Source organism: Tardiphaga robiniae (assembly GCF_013359755.1).
Lineage (GTDB): Bacteria > Pseudomonadota > Alphaproteobacteria > Rhizobiales > Xanthobacteraceae > Tardiphaga > Tardiphaga robiniae.
In genome coordinates, this window is the sequence record NZ_JABMCJ010000094.1 from 258,391 (window position 1) to 277,203 (window position 18,813).

At 61.2% G+C, this 18,813-nt stretch carries 16 protein-coding genes; 9 read left to right on the plus strand and 7 right to left on the minus strand.

Annotation, left to right across the window (positions count from 1 at the left end; all coding sequences use genetic code 11):
* Positions 1-415: 415 nt before the first annotated feature.
* From HP556_RS27490 to HP556_RS27500, 3 genes are all read right to left on the minus strand, one after another.
* Positions 416-1,294 carry a sulfurtransferase gene (locus HP556_RS27490; RefSeq protein WP_175369283.1) on the minus strand — a complete coding sequence of 293 codons (879 nt, stop codon included), beginning with the start codon at positions 1,292-1,294 and terminating at the stop codon, positions 416-418.
* Between the two features lie 125 nt (positions 1,295-1,419).
* Entirely contained in the window at positions 1,420-2,559 is a 1,140-nt protein-coding gene (locus HP556_RS27495; RefSeq protein WP_175369284.1) for an acyl-CoA dehydrogenase family protein, read from the minus strand.
* A 67-nt stretch (positions 2,560-2,626) separates the two neighbouring features.
* Entirely contained in the window at positions 2,627-3,169 is a 543-nt protein-coding gene (locus HP556_RS27500) for an OsmC family protein (RefSeq protein WP_175369285.1), read from the minus strand.
* 237 nt (positions 3,170-3,406) lie between these two features.
* Here HP556_RS27500 and HP556_RS27505 point away from each other — a divergent pair, with 237 nt between their 5' ends.
* The 8 genes from HP556_RS27505 to HP556_RS27540 all read left to right on the plus strand — a co-directional run bounded on the left by HP556_RS27505 (position 3,407) and on the right by HP556_RS27540 (position 12,703).
* Complete coding sequence (locus HP556_RS27505; RefSeq protein ID WP_175369286.1) at positions 3,407-4,090, plus strand: TetR/AcrR family transcriptional regulator; 684 nt, start codon at positions 3,407-3,409, stop codon at positions 4,088-4,090.
* A 174-nt stretch (positions 4,091-4,264) separates the two neighbouring features.
* Positions 4,265-7,222, plus strand: a complete 2,958-nt coding sequence (locus tag HP556_RS27510) for a 2-oxoglutarate dehydrogenase E1 component (protein ID WP_093757752.1) — start codon at positions 4,265-4,267, stop codon at positions 7,220-7,222.
* Between the two features lie 116 nt (positions 7,223-7,338).
* The gene (odhB, locus tag HP556_RS27515) at positions 7,339-8,577 is read left to right on the plus strand and encodes a 2-oxoglutarate dehydrogenase complex dihydrolipoyllysine-residue succinyltransferase (protein WP_175369287.1); all 1,239 of its coding nucleotides are present in this window, start codon (positions 7,339-7,341) and stop codon (positions 8,575-8,577) included.
* Positions 8,578-8,589: 12 nt separating this feature from the next.
* Positions 8,590-9,021 (plus strand): VOC family protein, encoded by a 432-nt coding sequence (locus HP556_RS27520; protein ID WP_120287625.1) that lies wholly within the window; start codon positions 8,590-8,592, stop codon positions 9,019-9,021.
* Complete coding sequence (locus HP556_RS27525; protein ID WP_175369288.1) at positions 9,018-9,764, plus strand: SDR family oxidoreductase; 747 nt, start codon at positions 9,018-9,020, stop codon at positions 9,762-9,764. The genes HP556_RS27520 and HP556_RS27525 overlap by 4 nt, the downstream gene beginning before the upstream one ends.
* A 45-nt stretch (positions 9,765-9,809) precedes the next feature.
* Complete coding sequence (gene lpdA, locus HP556_RS27530) at positions 9,810-11,213, plus strand: dihydrolipoyl dehydrogenase (protein WP_175369289.1); 1,404 nt, start codon at positions 9,810-9,812, stop codon at positions 11,211-11,213.
* A gap of 38 nt (positions 11,214-11,251) precedes the next feature.
* Positions 11,252-11,782 (plus strand): hypothetical protein, encoded by a 531-nt coding sequence (locus HP556_RS27535; protein WP_089263684.1) that lies wholly within the window; start codon positions 11,252-11,254, stop codon positions 11,780-11,782.
* A 27-nt stretch (positions 11,783-11,809) separates the two neighbouring features.
* Positions 11,810-12,703: an alpha/beta fold hydrolase gene (locus HP556_RS27540; protein ID WP_246297945.1), complete on the plus strand. Its 894-nt coding sequence runs from the start codon at positions 11,810-11,812 to the stop codon at positions 12,701-12,703.
* A 4-nt stretch (positions 12,704-12,707) separates the two neighbouring features.
* Here the strand turns inward: HP556_RS27540 and HP556_RS27545 are convergent, their stop codons facing one another.
* The 3 genes from HP556_RS27545 to HP556_RS27555 form a co-directional block, all read right to left on the minus strand.
* On the minus strand, positions 12,708-13,298 hold the full coding sequence (locus HP556_RS27545; RefSeq protein WP_175369290.1) for a DUF4337 domain-containing protein: 591 nt from the start codon (positions 13,296-13,298) through the stop codon (positions 12,708-12,710).
* Between the two features lie 103 nt (positions 13,299-13,401).
* Complete coding sequence (locus HP556_RS27550; RefSeq protein WP_175369291.1) at positions 13,402-14,385, minus strand: tyrosine recombinase XerC; 984 nt, start codon at positions 14,383-14,385, stop codon at positions 13,402-13,404.
* 84 nt (positions 14,386-14,469) lie between these two features.
* Positions 14,470-15,102, minus strand: coding sequence for a carboxymuconolactone decarboxylase family protein (locus HP556_RS27555; protein ID WP_246297922.1), 633 nt, complete (start codon positions 15,100-15,102; stop codon positions 14,470-14,472).
* A gap of 145 nt (positions 15,103-15,247) precedes the next feature.
* Here HP556_RS27555 and HP556_RS27560 point away from each other — a divergent pair, with 145 nt between their 5' ends.
* Positions 15,248-17,446 carry a primosomal protein N' gene (locus HP556_RS27560; RefSeq protein WP_175369292.1) on the plus strand — a complete coding sequence of 733 codons (2,199 nt, stop codon included), beginning with the start codon at positions 15,248-15,250 and terminating at the stop codon, positions 17,444-17,446.
* A gap of 191 nt (positions 17,447-17,637) precedes the next feature.
* Here the strand turns inward: HP556_RS27560 and HP556_RS27565 are convergent, their stop codons facing one another.
* Positions 17,638-18,129 carry a septal ring lytic transglycosylase RlpA family protein gene (locus HP556_RS27565; RefSeq protein WP_175369293.1) on the minus strand — a complete coding sequence of 164 codons (492 nt, stop codon included), beginning with the start codon at positions 18,127-18,129 and terminating at the stop codon, positions 17,638-17,640.
* Between the last annotated feature and the right edge of the window lie 684 nt (positions 18,130-18,813).

Consider the following 18,813-nt stretch of genomic DNA (forward strand, 5'->3'; position numbering starts at 1 on the left):
CAACGAAATCAGGCGTCACTCCGGCCAGAATAGTTTTAAGGGTCACAATTTCGAGGCGTCACCTCATGGGGACAGCAGCCGGGTTTCCCCCGTAGCCCACCCCGAACTGTCGATACGCCACGCCGTCGTCGACGCATGCTGCGATCCTTCGTTCAACATCATGAGTCAATTTGACTCAGCGCATGCCTCTTGGCCGGCGAATCACACGCCTACTATGGTGACAACGGTCGATGACTAAGTTGTGGGATATTTCGCATGCTTGAGTAGTGCGTGGTGAAGGGCGGATGCCTGACTGCCTCGGATCGAAAAAGCAAAGGCCCGCTCGTGAGAGCGGGCCTTTTGTTTTGACACTCTGACTGGATCGCCCGGTCAAAGCGCGCAATTGCGCGCCAGGCCGGGCGACGACACTGGAGTTCTACGCCGCCTGCGCCTGCTTCTCGCCAACCAGCGGCAAACCTTCCTCGATTGGATACTTCGTATCGCGGCTCCATTCGTTCCACGAGCCGAAATACATCCGGACATCGGCGACGCCGGCATTCTTTAGTGCGAGAAACGTGTTCGACGCGCGTGCGCCCTTGAAGCAGTAAAGATAGACAGTGGTCGACGGCGTGATCCCGACAGTGGCGCATTCGGCAAGGATCTCGTTCTTCGACTTGAAGCGCGGACCGTCTGATGTCGGTTTCATCATGCGGTACCACTCGATCCAGACGGCGCCGGGAATGCGGCCCATGCGCGGGCAGAAGTCCTTGCCATAGGGCGACGAACTCTCGCCGATCCACTCGTCGACATCGCGCACGTCGAGAATGGCGATCGACGGATTGCCGAGCGCGCCCTGCATGGTGCCCGCATCGATCAGGATCGAGCCGGCTTCCGGCTTGATGGCGAAGGACGCTGCTGTCGGCGTCGGAACATCCGTGGTGGTCGGCAGGCCCTTCATGGTCCAGGCTTCAAAGCCGCCATGCAGAACCTTGATCTTGGGATAGCCGAGAAACTCCAGCAGAAAGTAGCCGCGGCAGGACTGGCCGAATCCCGAATTCATCGACTGTTCGTAGATCACCGCAGTCTCGCTGCCGGACAGGCCGGCACCGCCGAAGGCCGCAGCGAACTTCTTCTTCAGCTCGTCCATGCCTTCGGGCGTCGAGGTAGCGAGGAACGTAAAGATTTCATGGAGATTGACGGCGCCGGGGATATGCCCGGCCGCATAGGCGTCGGGATTGCGCGTGTCGATGATGACACAAGGTTCTGACTTCATGAACGTGACGAGGTCGTCTGCGGAAATGAGAACTTCAGCCATTGAAAGCCTCCATTGTGTTGAACCGTCGTTGTTGAGTCGTTTGTGCTGGATCGCCTGTCGTTTCGCCGTGACTTAAGTCAATTCACTGTCCGTTCGCGTGATCGGGATCATTTGCATGATCGGGATCACGCCCCGCCCTGGTCTCCCTGATATTCGCGCGCATTGTCTGCGAGCATTTTTCTGAGCTGCTTGGTGGCGGGGGTGACGATCGCCACAAAATAGGCTTCGCGCAGTCGGCGCTGGGCGCGGTGCGATTTGAGATAGCCGCGCGCGCCACAATGCAGCATCGCTGCATGGGCTGCGGCGACGGCGGCGTCGCCGGCGCGCAGACGCAGTTCGACGACGCTGCGCCAATAGGCATTGCTCGTGTCAAAGGGTGTGGCGGCGAGCATCATCGTCTCGGCCTCCATTTTCGCGAGAAGCCCGGCGAAATCCTCGGGCTGCTGCGGCAGGAAGTAATTGACGTGGGCGAGCGACGGCTTGACGCTCTCCATGATAGCAACGCAATCGCGCACCAGCCCGAGGCCCATGCCCATCTGCATCAGGATGAACCCGGCGCGAATTCTCTTCACGAAAGGCATCGCCGGCGCCGCGAGCACCTGATCGTCTGGAATGAAGACGTCGCGAAATTGCACGGCGTAGGTGCCGGTGCCATCCATCGCGAGGAACGGCTTGCACGGCGTCAGCGAGAGATTCTCGTCGGCGCAGTCGGCGAGGAACATCACCTTCTCGCCGGAGCCGTCATCGAGTTCGAAGATGGTGCCGAACATATGGTCGGGGCCAAGATTCGATACCCATGGCAGAGCACCGCGCACGATGTAACCGCCGTTGGTGCGGCGACCTTTCAGCTTGAGCTTCTCGATGCCAAAGAAGCTCTTCATCGGATTGGATAGGCCGGTGCCGCCAAGCAGCTTGCCCCTCGCGGCATCGCTCAGATACTTCGCCTTCAGTGCGGCGTTGTCGGAGTTGAGGATGTACCAGACCAGCGTGTTCTGGCACCACGCCATGAAGGCCGTGGAGCCGCAAGTCTCGCCGATGGTGGTGATGCCCGCGATCGTCTCGCCGAGATCCGCGTGTGCCGACCAGGCACCGACATCGCCGAGATGACGTAGCGCCCGATCTGGATAGATTGTGCCTTCATCGATCTCCAAAACTATTGGTGAAAGATCGGTGCGCGCGACGACAGCTATTCGTTCAACGAGCGACGGTGTGTCGCCGGCCCCTTCAATATCGTCAGATTTCCGCAGCACTGCCGTCGTGGTCATGTCGATCTCCGTCACGCACAAGGAAGAGAGACTGCGGCCGCATCGCTGCGGCCGCGCTAACTCACATTCAGGCAGAGACTTCGAGATTGACCGGGCGCGTAAACGTGTTGGCGACGGGCGACCATTTCTTGACGTGGGTGATCAGCGCATCGATCTCGGCCTGGGGAACGCCTTCGCATTCCATGTCGACCTTGATGCGCACATCGGTAAAACCGACCGGCTTCTCGCCGATATCGCCGGTGCCCCAGACAGCTGTGATATTGAGATCGCCTTCGAGCTGCAGTTCGAGTTTGTTGACGGTCCAGCCGCGATGCACGGCATTTGCGTGCAGGCCGACGGCGATGCAGGAGCCAAGCGCCGCCAATGACGCCTCTGACGGATTCGGCGCGGTGTCGTCGCCGAGCAGGGCCGGCGGCTCATCGACGATATAGGGCGGCAGATTGCGGATGTAGTTGGCGTGGCGGAATTTGCCCTCGGCCACCGTCTTGCACTTCAGTGTCTTGATGACATTGGGATTGGCTTTGCCGTTGGCGATCAGCTGTTCGAGTCCGCCTTTGTCGATCGGCGCGAGGCAGCCGGTCAGGGCGGTTTTGGCAGCAACAGCGGTCATATGGTTTTCTCCCTTGGAAAGATCAAAGATACAGAACGTTCTGTATCTCTGCAGAAAGCGTGCCAGCGACCGCCAATGGAGAAAACGTCGCGATATCAGCGAGTTGGGCGTTTGGTGAAGAAACGTGCAGCGGCTGGATTGCCGTTTAACGCGCCAAATCGGCGCTTACCGGCTCGAATATTGGTCAGGAACCGATGATCGCTTGCACGTCGCGCGCCGCATGACATATGACAGGGCATGACCGATGCGATGCCGCAGGCCGTCGACAGCAGTATTCCGCAGGTGACGCCGCGCGAGCGGCTGATGGTCGCAGCGACAAGGCTGTTCTGCAAAAATGGCATCAATGCCACCGGCATCGACGCCATCGTCAGCGAGGCCGGAACGGCCAAAACCACGCTCTACAAGAACTTCAAATCCAAGGACGATCTGGTCGACGCCGTGCTCAGGGCGGAGAGCGAGACCTGGCGCGGCTGGTTCATTGCCGCCGTGGAACGCGCCAGAACTCCGCGTGAAAAACTGGATTCGATTTTCCCCGCGCTGAAGGGCTGGTTTGCCGAAGAGACCTATTATGGCTGTGTTTTCATCAATGCAGTCGGCGAGCACGCCAAGGACGAGACCCGGCTGCGCGACATCACGATCCGGCACAAATCATTCATTCTCAAGCACATCTCCGGACTGGCCGAGGCCGCCGGCGCCAAGAAGCCGGACTTTCTCGCGCACCAGATCGGCCTCTTGATGGACGGCGCCATCGTCGCCGCCATGGTGACCCGCGATCCGACCGTGGCAGACGCCGCCGGCATGGCCGCCAATGCCCTGCTCGACGAGGCTTGCGGGCCGCCCAAAATCCGCCGCACCCGGCGCGCCGGACTGCAAGGAGGCGCTGCCGCTTTGGCTAAGGAAGACCTCAGTGTCGTCGACTGAAATCAGCGGACAAAATCTCGCGCACAAAGAATTGACGATATATTCAGTTCTTCGTGCTTTTCAGGGCGCACATTCGGATTAAATAGGGTAGAAGCTCGCTCGACTTTAGGATGGTCCGGCAACCGGATCAGCCCTCGCTAAAATTTCCGCGCGATACCAAATCAGGACGCCATCATGTCTCGCCAGGATGCGAACGCCGCCTTTGCACTCTCCTCATTTCTGCAAGGCGCAAACGCCACTTACATCGACGAACTCTATGCCCGTTACGAAAAGGACCCCTCCTCGGTCGATGCCGAGTGGCAGGAGTTCTTCAAGAGCCTGAAGGACTCGCCCGCCGACGTTCAGAAGAACGCCGAAGGCCCGTCCTGGGAGAAGGCCAACTGGCCGCTGACGCCGAAGGACGACCTGACCTCCGCCATGGACGGCAACTGGGCCCAGGTCGAGAAGGTGATGGGTGCCAAGCTCGCCGCCAAGACCGCGCAGCCCGGTGCTGCCGCCCCGACCGGCGACATCAATCAGGCGACCCGCGATTCGGTACGCGCCTTGATGCTGATCCGCGCCTTCCGCATGCGCGGCCATTTCCACGCCAATCTCGATCCGCTGGGCATCGAAGGCCAGAAGGATCACGAGGAGCTCGATCCGCGCTCCTACGGCTTCACCGATGCCGACTACGACCGCAAGATCTTCCTCGATAACGTCATCGGCCTCGAATACGGCACGCTGCGCGAGATCGTTGCGATCCTGCAGCGCACCTACTGCCAGACCCTCGGCGTCGAGTTCATGCACATTTCCAACCGCGCGCAGAAGGCGTGGATCCAGGAACGTATCGAAGGCCCGGACAAGGAAATCAGCTTCACGCCGGAAGGCCGCCGCGCCATCCTCCAGAAGCTGGTCGAAGCCGACGGCTTCGAGAAGTTTTGCGACGTCAAGTTCACCGGTACCAAGCGCTTCGGCCTCGACGGCGGCGAATCACTGATCCCGGCGCTGGAACAGATCATCAAGCGCGGCGGCAGCCTGGGTGTCCGTGACATCGTCGTCGGCATGCCACATCGCGGTCGCCTCAACGTGTTGACCCAGGTGATGGGCAAGCCGCACCGCGCGCTGTTCCATGAATTCAAGGGCGGTTCGGCCAATCCGGACGAGGTCGAAGGCTCGGGTGACGTCAAGTATCACCTCGGCGCCTCGTCGGATCGCGAGTTCGACAACAACAATATCCACCTATCGCTGACGGCGAACCCGTCGCATCTTGAAATCGTCGATCCCGTGGTGCTCGGAAAGGTCCGCGCCAAGCAGGACCAGAATGGTGATCCACCGGACCAGCGTATTTCAGTGCTGCCGCTGCTGATGCATGGCGATGCGGCCTTCGCAGGTCAGGGTGTGGTTGCGGAATGCTTTGCGCTGTCGGACCTGAAGGGCTATCGCACCGGCGGTTCGATCCACTTCATCGTCAACAACCAGATCGGCTTCACCACCTATCCGCGTTACTCCCGTTCGTCGCCCTATCCGTCCGACGTTGCGAAGATGATCGATGCTCCGATCTTCCATGTGAACGGCGACGATCCGGAAGCGGTGGTGTTCGCCGCCAAGATCGCGATCGAGTTCCGGCAGAAGTTCCACAAGCCTGTCGTCATCGACATGTTCTGCTATCGCCGCCACGGCCATAACGAAGGCGACGAGCCGGCGTTCACCCAGCCGGTGATGTACAAGAAGATCGGCGCGCATCAGTCGACGCTGGATATCTATGCCAAGCGCATCATCGCCGATGGCGTGATGACCGAAGGCGAAGTCGACAAGGCGAAGGCCGACTGGCGCGCCCGTCTTGATGCCGAGCTCGAAGCCGGCGCCGGCTACAAGCCGAACAAGGCTGACTGGCTCGACGGCAAGTGGGCCGGCTTCAAATATGCCGACCAGGAGGAAGATCCCCGTCGCGGCGTGACCGGCGTCGACGTCAAGACGCTGAAGGAGATCGGCGCCAAGATCACCAAGGTGCCCGATGGTTTCCGCGTTCACCGCACGGTGCAGCGTTTCCTCGACACCCGCGCCAAGGCGATCGACAGTGGCGAAGGCATCGACTGGGCGACCGGCGAGGCGCTGGCATTCTGTACCCTGATGGAAGAAGGCCACCATGTCCGGCTGTCCGGCCAGGACTCGGAGCGCGGCACCTTCTCGCAGCGCCATTCGGTGCTGTTCGACCAGGAAGACGAAAGCCGCTACACGCCGTTCAACCACCTCAAGCCCGACCAGGGTCACTACGAGGTCATCAACTCGCTGCTGTCCGAAGAAGCCGTGCTCGGATTCGAATACGGCTACTCGCTGGCCGAGCCGAAGGCGCTGACCATCTGGGAAGCGCAGTTCGGCGACTTCGCCAACGGCGCACAGGTGCTGTTCGACCAGTTCATCTCCTCGGGTGAACGCAAGTGGCTGCGTATGTCGGGCCTCGTCTGCCTGCTGCCGCATGGCTATGAAGGCCAGGGCCCGGAGCATTCCTCCGCACGCCTTGAGCGTTTCCTCCAGATGTGCGCCGAAGACAACATGCAGGTGGTCTATCCGACTACTCCGGCCAACTACTTCCACATGCTGCGTCGTCAGTTGAAGCGTGAGATTCGCAAGCCGCTGATCGTCATGACGCCGAAGTCGCTGCTGCGCCACAAGCGTGCGGTGTCGAAGCTGAGCGAACTCGGTGCCGACACATCGTTCCATCGCGTGTTGTTCGACGATGCGGAGAAGCTGCCGGACGAGAAGATCAAGCTCACCGCCGACAACAAGATCCGTCGCGTCGTGCTGTGCTCCGGCAAGGTCTATTATGACCTCTACGAGGAGCGCGAGAAGCGCGGCATCGACGACGTCTACCTGATGCGCATCGAGCAGCTCTATCCGGTGCCGCTGAAGACGCTGGTGCAGGAGTTGACCCGCTTCAAGGGTGCGGAATTCGTCTGGTGTCAGGAAGAGCCGCGCAACATGGGCGGCTGGCACTTCATCGAACCGTATCTTGAATGGGTGCTCAACCAGATCAACGCCACCCACAAGCGTCCGCGTTATGCCGGCCGCGCTGCTTCGGCAGCGACCGCCACCGGCCTGATGTCCAAGCATCTCGCCCAGCTCAAGGCCTTCCTCGACGAAGCGCTCGGCTAAGCCTCCATTCTGTTGGCGAATGCCCCGCACCCGCGGGGCGTTCGCATATCCCCATTGATTTCAAGTTCAGGCAGGAATGACCGAGCGGGTCGCCACGCCACAAGAGGAAATAGACAATGACTGAAATTCGCGTTCCCACGCTCGGCGAATCCGTGACGGAAGCCACCATCGGCCGCTGGTTCAAGAAGGCCGGCGATGCCGTCGCCGTTGACGAGCCGTTGGTCGAACTCGAGACCGACAAGGTCACCATCGAAGTCCCGGCGCCCTCCGCCGGAGTCCTCGGCGAGATCGTTGCCAAGGACGGCGAGACCGTTGCCGTCGGCGCACTGCTCGGCCAGATCACCGATGGTGCCGGCGGCGCCAAGCCAGCCGCAGCTCCCGCGAAGCCCGCTGCCCCGGCTCCGGCCGCTGCCGCTGCTGCGCCTGCTCCCGCTCAGAAGTCCGCCCCCGTCGATGCGCCGCTGGCGCCGTCAGTCCGCAAGATCTCGGTCGAGAGCGGCATCGATGCCGCCACCGTCCCCGGCTCGGGCAAGGATGGCCGCGTGACCAAGGGCGACATGCTCGCCGCGATCGAGAAGGCTGCGTCGGCACCGACACCGATCAATCAGTCTGCCGCCGCCGTGCAGGTACGTGCACCGTCACCCGCTGACGATGCTGCCCGCGAAGAGCGCGTAAAAATGACGCGCCTGCGTCAGACCATCGCGCGTCGCCTCAAGGACGTGCAGAACACCGCCGCGATGCTGACGACCTTCAACGAGGTCGACATGACCAACGTGATGGCGCTGCGCTCGCAGTACAAGGATGTGTTCGAGAAGAAGCACGGCACCAAGCTCGGCTTCATGGGCTTCTTCACCAAGGCCTGCGTGCAGGCGTTGAAGGATATTCCGGCCGTGAATGCCGAGATCGATGGCTCCGACCTGATCTACAAGAACTATTATCACGTCGGCGTTGCCGTCGGCACTGACAAGGGCCTCGTCGTTCCCGTGGTGCGCGACTGCGATACCAAGTCGATCTCCGACATCGAAAAAACCATCGCGGATTTCGGCAAGCGCGCCCGTGACGGCCAGCTCAAGATCGACGAAATGCAGGGTGGCACATTCACCATCACCAATGGCGGCATCTACGGTTCGCTGATGTCGACGCCGATCCTGAATGCGCCGCAGTCGGCCATCCTCGGCATGCACAAGATCCAGGAACGTCCGGTCGTGGTCGGCGGCAAGATCGAGATCCGCCCGATGATGTATCTGGCGGTGTCCTACGATCACCGCGTGATCGACGGCAAGGAAGCCGTGACATTCCTCGTTCGCGTCAAGGAAAGCCTGGAAGATCCGGCCCGTCTCGTTCTGGATCTCTAACCCGAGGTCGCCATGGCGTTCGGACCGAACCCTCCGCCAATTCAGGCCCACCTTTGCGTCAAGGGTGGGCTTGAAGCCATTGCCTTCTATGAGAAGGCGCTTGGCGCGAAGTGCTCGTTCCACGCAATGGCCGACGACGGCAAGCGGGTTATGCACGCCAACCTCGAAATGTTCGGCAGCGAAGTTATGCTGCATGACGAATTTCCCGAGTTTGGTGGCCACATCCTGTCGCCGCAGACCCGCGGCGGCGCCGGCATGACGATCAATATCAATCTGCCCAAGCCTGAAGATGTCGACGCCGCGATCGCCCGCGCGGAAACATCGGGAGCAGAAGTCGTGATGGCGCCTCAGGATGTTTTCTGGGGGGCCCGCTACGGCACCATTCGCGATCCGTTCGGACACATCTGGTCCTTCAACGCCGCACTCACCGGGAGCGACGCATGAGCGACAACGTCGTGATCATTACCGGCGGAAGCCGCGGCATCGGTCGTTCCACCGCGCTGCTGGCGGCCTCACGTGGCTTCAAGGTCGTCGTCGGCTATGCCAGCAACGAAGCCGCCGCCAACGAGGTCGTTTCGAAGATCGAAGCGACCAACGGCAAGGCCATCGCCGTAAAATGCAATGTCGGCTCCGAGGCTGACATTCTCGCGCTGTTCAAGGCGGCTGACGCGTTCGGGCCACTCGGCGCGCTGGTCAACAATGCTGGTATTGTCGGCCCTTCCATCCGCGTCGATCAGATGACTGCCGAACGCATCGCTAACATGATGACGGTGAATGTCACCGGCAGCATTCTTTGCGCCCGCGAGGCCGTGAAGCGCATGTCGACCAAACACGGCGGCAAGGGTGGCGTTATCGTCAATCTGTCATCGGTAGCCGCCAAACTGGGTGCGCCGAACACCTATGTCGACTATGCCGCCTCAAAGGGCGCGATCGATTCCTTCACCATCGGATTGGGACACGAAGTCGCAGCCGAAGGCATTCGCGTCGCCGGCATTCGGCCCGGTTTGATCGATACTGATATCCACGCGTCAGGCGGCGAGCCGGACCGCGCGCATCGTCTTTCCGTCAACGTACCGATGAAGCGCGTCGGCACTGCGGATGAAGTTGCCAATGCCATCGTCTGGTTGCTGTCGGACGAGGCTTCCTACGTCACATCCACCATTATCGACGTGTCCGGTGGCCGCTGAGGCTCTGACACCCCATATCATCTGAAGACAATACAGGACTGCATCATGGCTTCTTACGACCTCGTTGTTATCGGCACCGGACCCGGCGGTTATGTCTGCGCGATTCGCGCGGCGCAGCTCGGCATGAAGGTCGCCGTCGTCGAGAAGAACAGCACGCTGGGCGGCACCTGCCTGAACATCGGCTGCATGCCCTCGAAGGCTTTACTCTATTCGTCAGAGCTTTTTGAGGAAGCCGGCCACTCCTTCGCCAAGATGGGCATCAAGGTGTCCGCCCCGACACTCGATCTTCCAGCGCTGATGAACTTCAAGCAGCAGGGCATCGACGGCAACGTCAAGGGTGTCGAGTTCCTGATGAAGAAGAACAAGATCGACGTCGTGATGGGCACCGGTCGTGTGCTCGGCACCGGCAAGGTCGAAGTCACCGGCGCTGACGGCAAGGCCCAGACGCTGGAGACGAAGAACATCGTCATCGCTACTGGTTCTGATGTCGCCAAACTGAAGAGCATCGAGATCGACGAGAAGCGCATCGTGTCGTCGACCGGCGCGCTGTCTCTCGACAAGGTGCCGGAGAAGATGATCGTGGTCGGCGCCGGCGTGATCGGCCTCGAACTCGGCTCGGTGTGGCGCCGCCTCGGCGCCGAAGTCACCGTCGTGGAATTCCTCGACCGTATCCTGCCCGGCATGGATGGCGAAGTCGCTAAGCAGTTCCAGCGCATGCTCGAGAAGCAGGGCATGACCTTCAAGCTCGGCGCCAAGGTCACCGGCGTCGATACGTCCGGTAAGAAACTGAAGGCGCAGATCGAGCCAGCTGCAGGCGGCGCTGCTGAAGCACTCGAAGCCGATGTGATTCTCGTGGCGATCGGCCGCGTCGCTTATACCGAAGCGCTTGGCCTCAAGGAAGCAGGTGTCGAGCTCGATGAGCGCGGCCGCGTCAAGATCGACCATCACTTCTCGAGCAATGTGAAGGGCGTCTACGCTATCGGCGACGTCGTCGCGGGCCCGATGCTGGCGCACAAAGCGGAAGACGAAGGCGTTGCCTGCGCCGAGCTTCTCGCCGGCCAGGCCGGTCATGTGAACTATGACGTGATCCCGGGCGTCGTCTACACCACGCCGGAAGTCGCCGCCGTCGGCAAGACCGAGGAAGAGCTCAAGGCTGCCGGTATCGCTTACAATGTCGGCAAGTTCCCGTTCACGGCCAATGGCCGCTCCAAGGTCAACCAGACCACCGATGGTTTCGTGAAGATTCTCGCAGATGCGAAGACCGATCGCGTGCTCGGCGTACATATGATCGGCCGCGAAGTCGGCGAAATGATCCACGAGGCCTGCGTGCTGATGGAATTTGGCGGTTCCGCCGAAGATCTGGCCCGCACCTGCCATGCCCATCCGACCCGCTCCGAGGCGGTGAAGGAAGCTGCATTTGCAGTAGCCAAGCGCGCTATCCATATGTGAGTCACGGCCGGCGCGACGCCGGCTGGGAGACGAACGCCATGATGCGACGCGTGCTGCAGCCGCTATGGTTCTTCCTCGCTTTGATCTTCCTGATCGAAGCGTGGCTGTGGGATCATCTCGAACCGGTCGTCGCGCGCATCGTTGCAGCGATTCCGCTGCGCGCATTCAAGGAATGGCTGGCCGCGCGGATCGCGCGGCTGTCGCCGATGTTGACGCTGGCCGTGTTTGTTATTCCGGCGATCCTGCTATTTCCATTGAAATTGGCCGGCGCCTGGCTGCTCATGCATCAGTATTGGATCAGCGCTTTCGCGCTCATCGTGTTCAGCAAGTTTCTCGGCGTCGGCGTCGCTGCGTTCATCTTCGATGTGACACGGCCGAAGCTGTTGCAGATGAACTGGTTTCGGAAGCTCTACGAATTCGTTCTCGACATCCGCCGCCGGGCCGGCGAATTGGTCGCGCCTGTGACTGCAAGAATCAAGGCGACGATGGCGATGTTCCGCTCCAATTCATCGTCGCGTTGGATGCGGCTGGTACAGCGGCTGCGTCATCGGGCGCATTCGGCGCGGTAGATCGAACGGGAGAGCAACTTGGCTGAACTGGCACGCATCCAAACTCCCCTTCTCGATATTGCTTATGAACATAGCGGACCGGATGGTGGCTTGCCCGTTCTGCTGATGCATGGTTTTCCCTATGACATCAGAGGCTATGACGACGCGGTCGACATCATCAACGCCGCTGGCTTCCGCACCATCGTGCCCTATCTGCGTGGCTATGGGCCAACGCGGTTTCTTTCCAGCGCGACCATCCGCTCGGGGCAACAGGCTGCGCTCGGACAGGATCTGCTGGAGCTGATGGACGCGCTGCGTATCGGCAAGGCCCTGGTTGCCGGCTATGACTGGGGCGGCCGCGCGGCCTGCGTCGTCTCTGCGCTATGGCCCGAACGCGTGCACGGCCTCGTCAGTTGCACCGGCTACAACATCCAGGACCTGACGAATGCGGCGCGACCATCCGCTCCCGAGCAGGAAGCGCGACAGTGGTATCAGTATTATTTCCATACCGAACGTGGCCGCAACGGCCTGATCCAGAACCGCGACGCACTAGCCAAACTGCTCTGGAAGATGTGGTCGCCCAGCTGGGCATTCGATGATGCCACATTCGAGCGCTCGGCGTCGGCCTTCGACAACGATGACTTCGTCGATGTGGTCGTGCACTCTTATATGCACCGTACCGGCAGCGTCGCCGGCGATCCGAATTATGCTTTTCTGGAGACCCAGCTTGCGGCGCAGCCGAAGATCGATGTCCCGACTATCGTTCTGCACGGCGCTGACGACGGCATTGGACCCGTAAAGAATTCCGAGAATCACGGCCAGTATTTTACGGGCCCTTATGAGCGCCGCGTCATCGCGGGCGTTGGCCACAATGTACCGCAGGAAGCGCCCAAGGCCTTTGCCGAAGCGGTCCTGCAGCTATGCCGGACCGCTTCGGCTTAAGTCATTACATGAGATGAACCGCATGCGGCGCGAACAGGCCGACCGCGGTAAAGGCGACGCCGGCAATCGCCAGTGCACCTGATACCCAGGCCAGCGCGATCATGCCGGTGATGATCGTGGCCGACGCCAGCACGATGCCGATCTGGAATGCGGCGGAGGCCACTTCATAGTGATGATAACGCGCCATTGCGAGGTCGCGCGCATGCTCGGCTTCCTTGGCACGGGCGGCGAGCTGTTCGGAGCCTTCGCCGGTCTCCGGCTCGGAGCGATAACGATCCGCGGTCTTCTTCCAGTCGTCGATCTGCTTGGATAGTGCGGCCTTGGCGGCATCGTCACCCATCAGGCCGAGGCTGAGCCTGGCCTGGTCCGACGTCGCCTGAACGACGGTGCGGCGGATGCTTTTGGCCTGGAAGAACGCCCAGAGATTGGATGCCTCGACGTTCTTGCTGATAGATTCGGTTTGCGCACCCTTGCCGAGGGTTTCCGAGAACGCCAGAAACAGCGCGATCACGGCAATCAGCAGTGCAATATTCTTGTTCGAGCCGGACGCATGCTCGGCATGCTCCGCGTGCTCCATACTTTCGTGCGCACCCATCGTAATCCCCTCCGGTTGGTCGATGCGTCGATTTGACCGAACCGCGGCGACTTCGCAAGGGGCAGCTCATGACACTTCTACTACAGCTGGGGTTTGCCTGGCCCTACGCTCGCGGGTGTGCGGTCTTGTAGACTTCGAACAGCCGCTCGGTGTCGATGCCGGTATAGATCTGTGTGGTCGACAGCGAGGCGTGGCCGAGCAATTCCTGGATCGCGCGGAGGTCACCACCGCGGGTCAGCAGATGGGTGGCAAAGGAATGGCGCAGCGCGTGCGGCGTGGCGCTGTCGGGCAGGCCGAGCGCGCCACGCATCCGCTCCATGGTCAACTGGATGATCCGAGGGCTGAGCGGGCCGCCGCGCGCGCCGACGAACATCGGGCCATCGGCAGGGAGCGGATGCGGACACTGCGCGGCGTAGTCGGCGATGAGCTCCAGCACATTATGCAGCACCGGCACCATACGGGTCTTGTTACCCTTGCCGTTGACGATCAGCACATCGCCCGCGCCGGCTGCCGGCACGTCGCGGCGCTTCAGGCCAAGTGCTTCGGAGATACGCAAGCCGGACCCGTAGAGTAGCGCCATCACCGCGGCATCGCGCGCCCAGATCCACGGATCGCGATTTTCGCCCGCGCGCTCATCCGCATCGGCGAGGCGCTTGGCCGAGACCATCTGCAACGGTTTCGGCAGGCTCTTGCCGATTTTCGGCGCGCGAACCGCGGACAACGCACCGACATTGCCCTTGCCTTCGCGCTCTAGAAAACGACCGAATGACCGTAGACCGGCCAGCGCGCGCATCAGCGAGCGGCCGCCGATATCATCGCCGCGCCGCGCCGCCATGAAGGCACGGACATCGCTGGTCTCCAGCTTGGCGAAACGCGGCAGCGAGACGAGCGCGCCCCAGTGTTCGGCGAGAAATGTCAGAAACTGCCGGACGTCCCGCGCATAAGCCTCCAGCGTCTTCGGCGACAGCCGTCGCTCGGCACGCAAATGCGACAGCCAGCGCGTCATTTGCAGCGAGACATCAGCATCGGCGCAAATGAGATCGATAGGTGCGGGTGCGTTTGGTTTTTTATCGGAAAGCTTGGCCATCGGAATGCCTTGCAGTTCGCGGTACGCGAACGGGCAGAGATTATCACACCCTGCTCGTTTCACTTTGGTGAACCGCCGGCATCGTCAATCCGGGAACCGCTTCAGGGGCTCCGCGACACCGGCCGGGAGGCCTGTTCGCGCTGCATTCATGGCCATGGCCAGGAAGGTGTAATAGCCATTGATCCCGAGCAGATCGATGACGCCCTGCTCGCCGAATTTGGCGACGGCCTTGTTCCAGGTCGGATCACTCACGCGTTTGGTGCGCTGGATCTCGATCGACATGTCGTAGGCGGCCTCTTCGTCCTCGGCCATGCCAACAGGACGCCGGCCATCGGCAATCGCATCGGCGATGTCGTTGCGCAGGCCGGCCTTGATCGCGATGTCATGATGCGCAACCCACTCATATTGCTGGGTCCATTCGCGTGCGGTGATCAGGATGATCATTTCGCTGAGCCGCGGCGCCAGTGCGCTCTTGAACCTGAGATGATCGCCCATCGCCTTGGCGCGCAGCATGACTTCCGGGCTGCGAATCAGCGGCACGAAGGGGCCACGGACCTCGTAGCCCCGGCCGCCGGCGAACTCCTCGGCGGCTTTCTTCTGCGATTCGGTGTATTTGTCGGCTGGGATCGGCGGCATCCGGTCCTGCGCCAGCGCAGGTATCACGACGGCAGAAAACATGACGAATGAGGCGATTGCCCCAGCGAGCCTGTGGCCCATAGTAACTCTCCCTTTGACTTATTGTTCTTGCTTCATTGTCGTGGCGGCACATCGGTCATAAGACCGGGCCACACAGCCGGCACTGGTCCGGCCCGCACCGCGAGCTTAGGTTAGCGGATACCCCATTTCGAGTCTGATTCCGCCGATGGACGAAGCTGCGCGCACCAAAACATCGTCTGGCGTCGTTGACGTGCTGGTGCCGGTCGCGCTGAACCAGGCTTATTCCTATCGCGTGCCTCGTGGCCTCGATCTGCGGCCCGGCGATGTTGTCAGCGTGCCACTCGGCGCCCGCGAGGTGATCGGCGTGGTTTGGGCGGAAAATACCAATCCCGATCCGCGGCTGCACAACCGCCTGAAAGAGGTTGGCGAGAAATTCGATGTCCCCCCGCTGAAGCAGGAATTGCGCAGCCTGGTCGACTGGGTGGCGAATTACACTCTGTCCGCACGCGGCATGGTCATGAAGATGACGCTGCGGATGGGCGAGCATCTCGGCCCAGAGCGCGTGCGCATGGGCGTCCGCCTGGTCGGCGAAGTGCCCAAGCGCATGACCTCGGCACGCGCACGGCTGATCGAGATCCTGTCGGACGGCCTGCTGCACGCAAAGTCTGAGGCAGCCAAGGAGGCCGGCGTCAGCGCAGGCGTAATCGACGGCCTCGTCGATGAAGGCACGCTTGCTATTGAAGCCATGCCCCGCGCGCTGCCGCCGCCGGCGCCTGATCCCACCTTCGCCGAACCGGACTTTTCAGACGATCAGGCCGTCGCGGCCGAGGCGATGCGGACCTTCGCCGCCAAGGGGGATTTTCACGCCGCTTTGCTCGACGGCGTCACCGGCTCCGGCAAGACCGAGGTCTATTTCGAGGCGGTTGCCGAGGTGATCAAGCGCGGCGAACAGGTGCTGATCCTGATGCCCGAAATAGCGCTGACGGGGCAATTCCTCGAGCGCTTCTCAAAACGCTTCGGCGTGCGACCGCTGGAGTGGCATTCCGAACTGACACCGCGCACCCGCGCACGCAACTGGGCGTCGATCGCCAATGGCGAGGCCCATGTCATCGTCGGCGCGCGCTCGGCACTGTTTCTGCCCTATGCGAAACTCGGCCTGATCATCGTCGATGAAGAGCATGACCAGGCCTACAAGCAGGACGAAGGCGCGCATTACCACGCCCGCGACATGGCAGTGGTGCGGGCGTCGATCGCCAAAATTCCCATCGTGCTGGCCTCGGCGACACCGTCGGTCGAGTCCGAGGTCAACGCGCGCAAGGGACGCTATCAGCGCATCGCGTTGCCCTCACGCTTCGGCGGTCAGCACATGCCGCATATCGAGGCCATCGACCTGCGCCGCGAAGGGCCGATGCGCGGCCGCTTCATTGCGCCGCGCCTCGCCGAAAAGATCCAGATCGCCATCGAGCGCAAGGAACAGGCGCTGCTGTTCCTCAATCGCCGCGGCTATGCGCCGCTGACGCTGTGCCGCGGCTGCGGACACCGGTTTGCCTGCACGATCTGCGATGCGTGGTTGGTCGATCATCGCTTTCGGCAGCGGTTGGTGTGCCACCACTGCGGTTTCTCGATGCATCGCCCGCATCAGTGCCCGCATTGCCAGGCCGAAGAATCGCTGGTCGCCGTTGGCCCAGGCGTCGAGCGCTTGCAGGAGGAAGCGGCGAGCCTGTTCCCGGACGCGCGCACCATGGTGCTGTCGAGCGATCTTATTACGTCGATCGATGCGATGCGCACGGAGCTGGCCGAGATCGCAGAGGGCCGTGTCGATGTCATCATCGGCACGCAACTCGTGGCCAAGGGCCATAACTTCCCGCGGCTCAATCTGGTTGGCGTCATCGACGCCGATCTGGGCCTCGGCAATGGCGATCCGCGCGCCGCGGAACGCACCTATCAGATGCTCAATCAGGTCATCGGCCGCGCCGGACGTGAACAGGGCCGCGGCGTCGGCTATCTGCAGACCCATCAGCCGGAACATCCGGTGATGAAGGCGCTGATCGCAAACGACCGCGAAGCGTTTTACGCCAGCGAGATCGAGGCCCGCGAGCGCGCGGGCTATCCACCCTTCGGTCGACTGGCGAGCCTGATCATCTCAGGCGGGGACCGGCCAACCACGGAGGGCTATGCGCGCAAGCTCGCCGCCGTAGCACCGATCGACGAGCGCATCATGGTGCTCGGCCCCGCCGAAGCACCGCTCGCCGTGATCAAAGGTCGCTATCGCTTCCGACTGCTGGTGAAGTCGGCGCGCAATGTCGACCTGTCGCATTATCTCCGCGACTGGCTGGCGCACGGCCCAAAGCCTACAGGCAACCTAAAGCTCGAAGTCGATGTCGATCCGCAGAGCTTTCTTTGAGCTTCGTCATTCCGGAAGGCTCACTGTTGCGAGCGAACCTGGAATGACGGTGTGAACTGACAACGCAAAAACAAAAAAAAGCCTGCTGTCTTTTGATGACAGCAGGCTCTTTTACTCAACGCTTACTCTACTCAATACACACACAACGCTACTGAACTTGGAAGATCAGGGACGCGACGCGCTTGTCTTGCTTACATGACTTCCGCAACGACTCGGCCGACACCACGGCCGGTCAGACCGATCGCGCTCGCTGCGCCCTTGGACAGGTCGAGCACCCGGCCACGGATGAACGGGCCGCGATCGTTGACGGTGACGACAACGCTGCGACCGCCATGGGTAACGCGCAGCTTGGTGCCGAACGGCAGCGAACGATGCGCGGCGGTCATCGCATTCTGATTGAAGCGCTGACCCGACGCAGTGCGGCTGCCGGACTCATTGCCGTAATAGGACGCAACACCCGAGAAGCTACGGCCGCCGGTGGTCGGCGCGATCGACGCATTGGCATCGAACAGCGACGGCGAAGCCTTGGCGACGTGATGGTGCTTGTGGTGATGGCGATGGTGCCGGGATTTGGCCGAAGCCTCAGAAACCGTTCCCCCGAGAACAAGAGCGGCAGTCATGACAGCGATTGCCGTACGCGGCCGGGCGATAGCACCCAGCGTCGATTTTCCGTAACGCAGCATAAGTTGTTGTCCCTCAGACAGTATTGCCACAAATGTGGCAAGTGGACCCCCGTCCCAATTTCACTGGCTGAGCGTTTGACGACGTAATGAGGCGTAAAATAGGCAACGCAATCGTTCCATGACCAGATGAAATATCTTGTGATGGAACAGAACATGCCTAATGAGCCGCTTTAATGAATTTTTAACTATTAAGTATACTGCACATTACATAACTATACTGAATAGCTAAGTGATCGCCGTGCATGGATAGCATTCGGTAAGTAAATGTTAAGAAGCCCGAAACGGTGACATGAAACGCGCACGCCGCGCTGCCCGCCGCGATTTCAATTGCCGGCTCACCGTACTCGACGTTGCGTGATTCAAAAGAATCGGCACCGTGTACCGTCATGCGGAATAAGAAATTCCGCCTCGGAGATGGACGATGAAACACTCCGTCAGCGACCCGATTGGCGCGTCACATCTCCCTGAAATGATTCTTTGCGAGGGCCTGCGACAAGGCATCATCAAACGCTTTCGTCGCGTTGCACCAGCGCGCGGGCTATGTTAGCAAAGCCGCGATTTGAACGGGTCACGACATTTTGTTGTGACCTCAAAATCGAAGTCCCGCTTGAATTCCAAGGACTTGGATCGCTAGGCGCCACATTCAGGCGATAGTTATTCCCTTGCGAGTTTGACAGCCTGAAG